This window comes from Promicromonospora sp. NPDC060271 (genome assembly GCF_042726755.1).
GTDB lineage: Bacteria > Actinomycetota > Actinomycetes > Actinomycetales > Cellulomonadaceae > Promicromonospora.
In genome coordinates this window covers 1-7,134 of record NZ_JBHXBG010000236.1, presented here as the reverse complement: position 1 = coordinate 7,134, position 7,134 = coordinate 1, and the positions used below count along the sequence as shown (strand labels likewise).

The window sequence follows — 7,134 nt, the reverse complement described above, 5'->3', positions numbered from 1 at the left end:
GTACCGCGTCCGGCGGCCCGTGCTCACGACCGGGACAGCGCCGAGCGGCCCGCGTAGCGCGCCGCGTCGCCCAGCTCCTCCTCGATGCGGATCAGCCGGTTGTACTTCGCCGTGCGGTCGGAGCGGGAGAGCGAGCCGGTCTTGATCTGGCCGCAGCCGGTCGCCACCGCGAGGTCGGCGATGGTGGTGTCCTCGGTCTCGCCCGACCGGTGCGACATGACGACCGTCCAGCCGGCCCGCTGGGCGGTGGCCACCGTGGCCAGCGCCTCGGTGAGGGTCCCGACCTGGTTGACCTTGACCAGGACCGAGTTGCCGACGCCGGTGCGGATGCCCTCGCTCAGGAGCGCCTCGTCGGTGCAGAACACGTCGTCGCCCGTGAGCTGGCAGCGGTCGCCGACCTGGGCGGTCAGCTCGCGCCAGCCGTCCAGGTCGTCCTCCGCCATCGGGTCCTCGATGGACACGACCGGGTAGGCGTCGACGAGCCCGGCCAGGTAGTCGGCGTGCTCGGCGGGCGTGCGGCGCACGCCTTCGCCCGCGTAGTCGTAGACGCCGTCGCGGAAGAACTCCGACGACGCCGGGTCCATGACCAGACCGATGTCCGTGCCGGGGCGGTAGCCCGTGCGCTCGATGGCGGCCAGCACGAAGTCGAGCGCCTCCTCGGCGGTCCGCAGCGCGGGCGCGAACCCGCCCTCGTCGCCGACGCCCGTCGAGTGGCCGGCCGCGAGCAGGTCGCTGCGCAGGGTGTGGAAGACCTCGCTGCCCATGCGGACGGCCTCCGCGAAGGTGTCGGCCCCCAGGGGCGCGATCATGAACTCCTGAAAGTCCAGCGGGTTGTCGGCGTGCGCGCCGCCGTTGACGATGTTCATCATCGGCAGCGGCAGGAGGTGCGCGTCGGGTCCGCCGAGGTAGCGGTACAGGGGCTCGCCGCGGGCCGCGGCGGCGGCCTTGGCGGCGGCGAGCGAGACGCCGAGGATCGCGTTGGCGCCCAGCCGGGACTTCGTGGCCGTGCCGTCCAGGGCGATCAGCACCGTGTCGAGACCCGCCTGGTCGGTCGCGTCCCGGCCGCGCACCGCCGCCGCGATCTCCCCGTTGACGTGGGCCACTGCCCGGTCGACGCCCTTGCCGTGCCAGCGTGCGGGGTCGCCGTCGCGCAGCTCGACGGCCTCCCGGGTCCCGGTGGAGGCACCCGATGGGACCGCCGCGCGCCCCAGTGATCCGTCCGCCAGGACGACGTCGGCCTCGACCGTGGGATTACCCCGGCTGTCGATGATCCGCCGGGCGGTGACGCTCTCGATAACGGTGTTGCTGCTTCCGACTGCTCGTGCGGACATGGGAGTCCTTCCCGTTGTCGTATGCCGGGCCCCGGCTGCGACAACGCTGGCGCTGAGCCCGACAACGCCGAACCATACAGCAAGACTGTGCAGATGTGCTGTGCAGTTTTGCTGCCCAGCTCTGCGAGGGGCAGCGGGGTAGAGTGTGCTGTGCCCACCTCGGAAGCCGCCGCCATCGCCGCAGAGCTGCGCACCGCGATGGGCAAGCTCACGCGGCGCGTCAAGCACGAGGACCGCATCCCGCTGGGTCAGGTGGCGGTGCTGGGTGCACTGGACCGTGACGGCGCGATGACCACCAGCGACCTCGCCGCCGACCAGCGCGTGCGCCCCCAGTCGATGGCCCGGGTGGTCGGGCTGCTCATGGACGAGAACCTGGTCACGCGCCGGGCGCACCCCACCGACGGTCGCAAGGCGCTGGTCGAGCTGTCGGACGCCGGTCGGGCCGCGCTCGAGGCGGAGCGTGGCCGCAGGGCCGGGTGGCTCGCACAGGCCATCGAGGCCGAGCTCACCGACGAGGAGCGGGCGCTGCTGGCGAGGAGTGCCGCCCTGCTGGAACGGCTCGCCTCGCGCTAGCTTGCGCCGTCCTGCGGGGCGGACGACGTCGGCGCGTCCTCGGGTCGGAAGTGACCGGCCAGGGCCCGCGCGAGGTCCTCCGGATTCTCCTCGGCGACGTGATGCCCTGAGTCGATGCCGAACCCGTCGACGGAGTCCGCCCACTCGCGCCAGATGACCAGGGGATCGCCGTACAGGTCCTCGATGTCGTCCTGGAGCGACCACAGGACGCGGAGCGGCGCGGCGACCCGCCGGCCGGCAGCGCGGTCCGCCTCCTCGTGCGCGCGGTCCACTGTGAGGCCGGCGCGGTAGTCCTCCAGCATCGCGCGCACCACGACCGGACGGGCGACCGCGGCCATGAGCTCGGCATGGTTCTCCGCGCCCATGGCGGCGGGGTCGGCCTTCGCGCCGTACCACGCGACCGGATCGGCGTTGATCACGCGTTCCGGGATGTCCGGCTGGGCGAAGAAGAACCAGTGCCACCACTGCGTCGCGAACCTCGCGTCCGCCCGGCGGAGATGTTCGCTGACGGGTATGCAGTCGATCAGCGCCAGCCGCTCGATGGCCTGCGGATGGTCGAGGGCCAGCCGCAGCGCCACGAGGCTGCCGCGGTCATGGCCTGCCAGGTGGAACTGCTCGTGGCCCAGGTGCCGCATGACCGCGAGCATGTCGCCGGCGACCGCCCGCTTCGAGTGGGCGGCGTGCTCCGGGTCGGCCGCGGGACCCCGGGACCTGCCGTATCCGCGCAGGTCGGGACACACCACGGAGAAGCCCGCGTCGACGAGCCGGGGAGCCACGCGGTGCCAGGTCGCCGACGTCCGCGGGTGGCCGTGCAGGAGCAGGACGGGCGGACCCGACCCGGCGTGCCGGACGAAGATCGACGCGTCGTCTGTCTCTACCTGCTCGGCAGCGAATCCCGCGAACACACGTCGAGGTTATCGAAGCGTCACGGGCAGTGCGGGACCGGCGCGCTCCAGGTGCTGCTCGACCGGTTCGAGACGTAGTAGTCGCTGACCCAGCGACCGTCGCGCAGCTTGTTCCACACCCGTGTGGTCCCGACCGCGCTGCCCTGGTCCTGGCACATCACGTGGGCGAGCGCGCCACGAGGCAGCGGGCTCCCGGTGATGGCGTACGAGGTCCCGGGCCCGGTACGGGCGTTCAGCGAGGCGGTGGTCACCTGTCCCGGGTAGATGCACCGCGGGAGCGACCGGGTGAACCCGGTGTTCGACGGCGTCGAGACGTAGTAGTCGCTGACCCACGCCCCGCTGGTCAGCCGGTTCCACACGGAGGTCGTGTGGACCTGCTGCCCGGTCGTCTGGCACATCACGGCCAGCGAGGCGCCCGGCGAGTAGGTGCGGACGACGGGGTAGGTGGGCGCCGGACCGGTGCGGGCGTTCAGCGACGTGCTGCTCGTCACGCTGTAGGTGCGTGCGACGGTGGCGACGGGTGCCCTGAGGGAGTCGGAGTCGATGTTGATGGTCACCCCGCCCCAGGTCTCGTCGTGGTCCCCGCGGTACTGCTTGGCCCGCTGGAAGTCGGCCCAGTGCGAGTTCGGCGCGGTCGGCCAGTTGGTCAGTGCCGAGTTGCCGTCCCAGCGAGCCATCCACACCGCGTCCGGGCGGGCGTACGTGGTCGAGTCGTACGAGTCGGAGAGGTCGCGCAGCCCCGAGTCCTGATGGACGTACACGCCGGCGAGGTAGCCCGACTGGTGCAGCTTCTTCGTCCACGCCGAGACATATCTGAGCACCGCGGTGCGGCACGACGAGACCGAGCGGTCGTAGTGCTCGACGTCCGCGTACAGGGCACTTCCCGGCAGCAGGCCCAGGGCCTTGGCCCTGGTGACCGCGTCACCGGCGTCCGAGGTCCCCCGGGCCGTGGCGTTGTCGGCGGTGAAGCGGTTCGGCTTGTCGCCGAACATGCAGTACGGCTGGTAGCCGAGATAGGTGGGCAGCAGCTTCCAGCCGCCCGCGACGGCGTCGCGGACCCAGGACGAGGTCAGGTTCGGCTGTGCGCAGGCGCGGTTGTTGCCGCCGAAGTAGATGTTCACGGTGCTGTACGGCGACGTGCCCTTCCAGGCCTGCAGTGCGGCGAGCGACGGCGCGGTGCATGTGTCGAACCCGAGGCCGACGGCGCGCGTCACCGACGAGCCGGACGGGTACAGGACAGGGGTCTCGGGCTCGGCGGCCGCGGGGACGGTCAGCCCCGCGAGGAGGATCGCCAGGCTGCTGCCGAGAACGGCCGCGGCGCGGAGGATCGTGTGTCTGGCGGCCATGGCGCACCTCCTGCTGACTGCTGACGGACCAGTCGTCCTGTCGAAAGTGTGCGCTTCTTCGCGCCCGTGCGCGAGGGACGAAAGCCCCGATCTCCAGGGCAGTTTCAGGGTTCACCCGCTGCGCAACCGGTGTCGGGGTGCCTGCTACCGCGCCCTGCTGGCGGTGGAGCGCAAGGGGTCTGCTGGCGAAGCTCGGGTTCGTCGAGACCGGTCGTGTGGAACGCGACGAGGTGCACGGGGACTCGCTGTTCCTGGCCAAGCGGTTGTGACCGGTCGAGTGGGCCAGCTCGCGGCCCCCACCGAAGGTGGTCAGGCTACCGACGGCGGTGCGGCCCGAGCCGCTCGGAGACGTCGGAACGGGTGACGGTCAGGTTCGCGGTCTCGACCACGGCGCGACGTGCCCAGGAGACCTCACGGATGTCGATGAACGCACGGATGCACTCGGCGCAGCCGTCCAGGTGGAGCTCCAGGCGGCGCGCGCGGCGAGGCGGAAGGTGCCGGCCGAGGTAGTCGTGCATGGCGGCGCGGGTGGAACGGCACTCCGGCCCTGTGACGGCGTGGGCGGCACGGGGTGACGCACCTGCCCGGACCTGGTCGGGCAGCGGGAAGTCCGCCATGGAACCGTTGGCCTCACCTTCGGCGTCGAGGACCGCGCGCAGGTCGTCGATACCCAGGTCGATGGCGATCGTCACGCGTCCAAGCCCCCTGTGCGCACGGCGTCCGGTTTTGACCGGCTGGGTCCTAGTTTTACTGTGGATGTGGATTCATCGAAATTTGGGTGTGATATGCCCTTTGTAGTGGTCACCGGCGAGAGTGGGTCCGAAGGATTCCGACGGCGCTCCGTCAGCCGCTCCCAGCGAGGTCGAGCAGCTGTGCGCGCAGGTCCAGGAGGGTCGTCGCCCGCAGGTCGAACGTGTCGTCCGGGCCGGGCGGGTCGCCGTCGGACCGGGGCACGTACGCCGTCCGCAGGCCGGCCTTCGCGGCGGCCCGTAGGTCCCAGGCGTGTGCGGCCACCATGAACGGCGTGCCGGATCCGGTGGGTGCGCTGTCGTTCGCTAGCGCATAGATCGCCGGGTCCGGCTTGTACGTGCGCGCGTCCTCGCTCGACAGCACCTGGTGCCACCGCAGCCCGGCGTTCGTGCTGATGCCGGCCAGCACCCGGCGGCTGGCATTGGACAGGCCGAGCACCGTGAAGTCGGCGGTGAGCAGGTCCAGGCCGGCGACGCTGTCCGGCCAGGGCTCCAGTCGCTCGGACGCGGCGGTGAGTCGTTCGGCGGCGTCGGGCAGCAGCAGGCCCTCGCGAACCAGCACACTCAGCGCCTCGCCGTCCAGCTCATGACTGGGTACGAAAGTGCGCCGGCCCTCGACGATCGCGCGTTCCTGCTCGGCGACGTGCCCCAGCCACCGGCGGGCCACCTCCGCCGCCGCACCGCTGTCGATCCCGGCCACCGCCGCCACGCGCCGTTCCATGCTCCCGGTCTGGTCGACCAGGGTGCCGAGGACGTCGAAGACGAGGGTCGGCCTAGCGGTACCTTCCGTCGCGGGTTCCATCCGTCCACCGTAGAACGTGCTGCGGGCTCAGTCCTGTTCCTCGGGCCGCCGGGTGGTCGTCCGGACTGTCCGGCGCGTCCGGGCCGTCCGGGCCGCCCGGTAGGCGGGAGCCCGGAGTGCCGCGGCCCACGGGTAGGTGGCGAGCGACCCTGGAACCTGCTCTACCGGATCGACCCGGGGTGCGTCGCCCGCGACAGCGGGCCCGCAGTGGAGCGTCCCCAGTCGGCGCCATCGCTCGCCGGGGTGCGCGGACAGCAGTACCAGGTCGGTGCCGACGAGCGCGGTCGTGCTCGTGCTGTGCCGGCCGCGCGGGCGCCTGTCGGCGGGAGCGGCAGCGAGCAGCACGGGGCGGCCGTCGAGGTCGCGGAACGGCATGAGCGTGCCGAACCCGCCCCCGAGCGGGCGGAACCGGGGCGCCAGGAGAAAGCGGGTGACCCGGCCCAGGCCGGTCGCCGACAGCAGGATCGCCTGGGACTGGTCGTCTTCGGTCCAGCGCACCGCCAGACCGAAGACGTCCGGCAGCGGAGCGGGGAGACCGGCGGCGCGCGATACGCGCACGGTCACCTGGTGGTTCGCGGGCGCGCCGAGCGCGGCAGCACCTGGCGCGTCGCCGACGTCGAGACGCAGCGTCCCGGTGAGCACCGTGCCGGTCGGGTGGAGCGGTCGAGGGCGCCGTCTGCGCACTGCCGCCACCACGGCACCGAGTGCGAGCCCGGTGGCTCGCGCGACCCGCGGCGCCTTCGCGGTCCTCACCATCGTCTGCACCGTGACCTCCCACCGTCGACCGGTCCGTACCTCCAGATTCCCGCGGTCGGCGTCGAGTCGCACCACCGGGAGATTCGCGTCAAATGCGAGTGGACCGACTCATGCCCAATGTGTTGGTACTGGTAACCACACGGAATGGAGAAACGCCATGACGCAATACACGCACGCGACGCGTGTCCGGGCGCCACACCAGTGGCTCGCCCTCACGATCGGCGTGGTCTATCTCCTGGTCGGTATCTTGGGGTTCTTCGTGACCGGGTTCGACGGTTTCGCGGAGCACGACCACGACCAGACTCTGCTCGGGTTCGCCGTCAACCCGCTGCACAACATCGTGCACCTCCTGATCGGGCTTCTCGGCGTCACGATGTGGTCCTCGCCGGGCCGGGCACGGACGTTCGGCTGGCTGCTGGTGATCGGGTACGGCGCGGCGTTCGTCTACGGCCTGGTCGCGGTGAACAACCCGGACATCAACTTCCTCAACATCAACGCGGCGGACAACTGGCTGCACATCCTGAGCGTCCTCGCGGGCCTGGCCATCGCGCTGTGGCCTCGCCGGGGCACCGGCACCACCTCGCCCGGGCCGCGACAGGTCTGATCGCGCTGCGGATGCGAGTGGGCGCCGGAGGTCCTGGCGTCAGGGGGCGGCAGCGCGGTCTCGACGAC

8 protein-coding genes are annotated in these 7,134 nt (G+C 71.6%); 2 read left to right on the top strand and 6 right to left on the bottom strand.

Translation table 11 applies throughout. The features are described 5' to 3' along the window. Positions 1 to 23: 23 nt before the first annotated feature. Positions 24 to 1,331, bottom strand: a complete 1,308-nt coding sequence (eno, locus tag ACFWE2_RS23785) for a phosphopyruvate hydratase (RefSeq protein WP_377226681.1) — start codon at positions 1,329 to 1,331, stop codon at positions 24 to 26. Positions 1,332 to 1,481: 150 nt separating this feature from the next. Here eno and ACFWE2_RS23780 point away from each other — a divergent pair, with 150 nt between their 5' ends. Beyond that, complete coding sequence (locus ACFWE2_RS23780) at positions 1,482 to 1,904, top strand: MarR family winged helix-turn-helix transcriptional regulator (RefSeq protein WP_377226680.1); 423 nt, start codon at positions 1,482 to 1,484, stop codon at positions 1,902 to 1,904. Here ACFWE2_RS23780 and ACFWE2_RS23775 read toward each other — a convergent pair. The 5 genes from ACFWE2_RS23775 to ACFWE2_RS23755 form a co-directional block, all read right to left on the bottom strand. After that, positions 1,901 to 2,809 carry an alpha/beta fold hydrolase gene (locus tag ACFWE2_RS23775; protein ID WP_377226679.1) on the bottom strand — a complete coding sequence of 303 codons (909 nt, stop codon included), beginning with the start codon at positions 2,807 to 2,809 and terminating at the stop codon, positions 1,901 to 1,903. The two genes, ACFWE2_RS23780 and ACFWE2_RS23775, sit on opposite strands and share 4 nt — an antisense overlap. Positions 2,810 to 2,829: 20 nt before the next feature. Continuing rightward, on the bottom strand, positions 2,830 to 4,155 hold the full coding sequence (locus ACFWE2_RS23770; RefSeq protein ID WP_377226678.1) for a glycoside hydrolase domain-containing protein: 1,326 nt from the start codon (positions 4,153 to 4,155) through the stop codon (positions 2,830 to 2,832). Between the two features lie 314 nt (positions 4,156 to 4,469). Beyond that, positions 4,470 to 4,847 carry a zf-HC2 domain-containing protein gene (locus ACFWE2_RS23765; RefSeq protein WP_377226677.1) on the bottom strand — a complete coding sequence of 126 codons (378 nt, stop codon included), beginning with the start codon at positions 4,845 to 4,847 and terminating at the stop codon, positions 4,470 to 4,472. Between the two features lie 151 nt (positions 4,848 to 4,998). Beyond that, on the bottom strand, positions 4,999 to 5,706 hold the full coding sequence (locus tag ACFWE2_RS23760; protein WP_377226676.1) for a haloacid dehalogenase type II: 708 nt from the start codon (positions 5,704 to 5,706) through the stop codon (positions 4,999 to 5,001). A gap of 27 nt (positions 5,707 to 5,733) precedes the next feature. Next, positions 5,734 to 6,462: a hypothetical protein gene (locus tag ACFWE2_RS23755; RefSeq protein ID WP_377226675.1), complete on the bottom strand. Its 729-nt coding sequence runs from the start codon at positions 6,460 to 6,462 to the stop codon at positions 5,734 to 5,736. A 157-nt stretch (positions 6,463 to 6,619) separates the two neighbouring features. Here ACFWE2_RS23755 and ACFWE2_RS23750 point away from each other — a divergent pair, with 157 nt between their 5' ends. Next, on the top strand, positions 6,620 to 7,066 hold the full coding sequence (locus ACFWE2_RS23750) for a DUF4383 domain-containing protein (protein ID WP_377226674.1): 447 nt from the start codon (positions 6,620 to 6,622) through the stop codon (positions 7,064 to 7,066). Positions 7,067 to 7,134 lie beyond the last annotated feature (68 nt).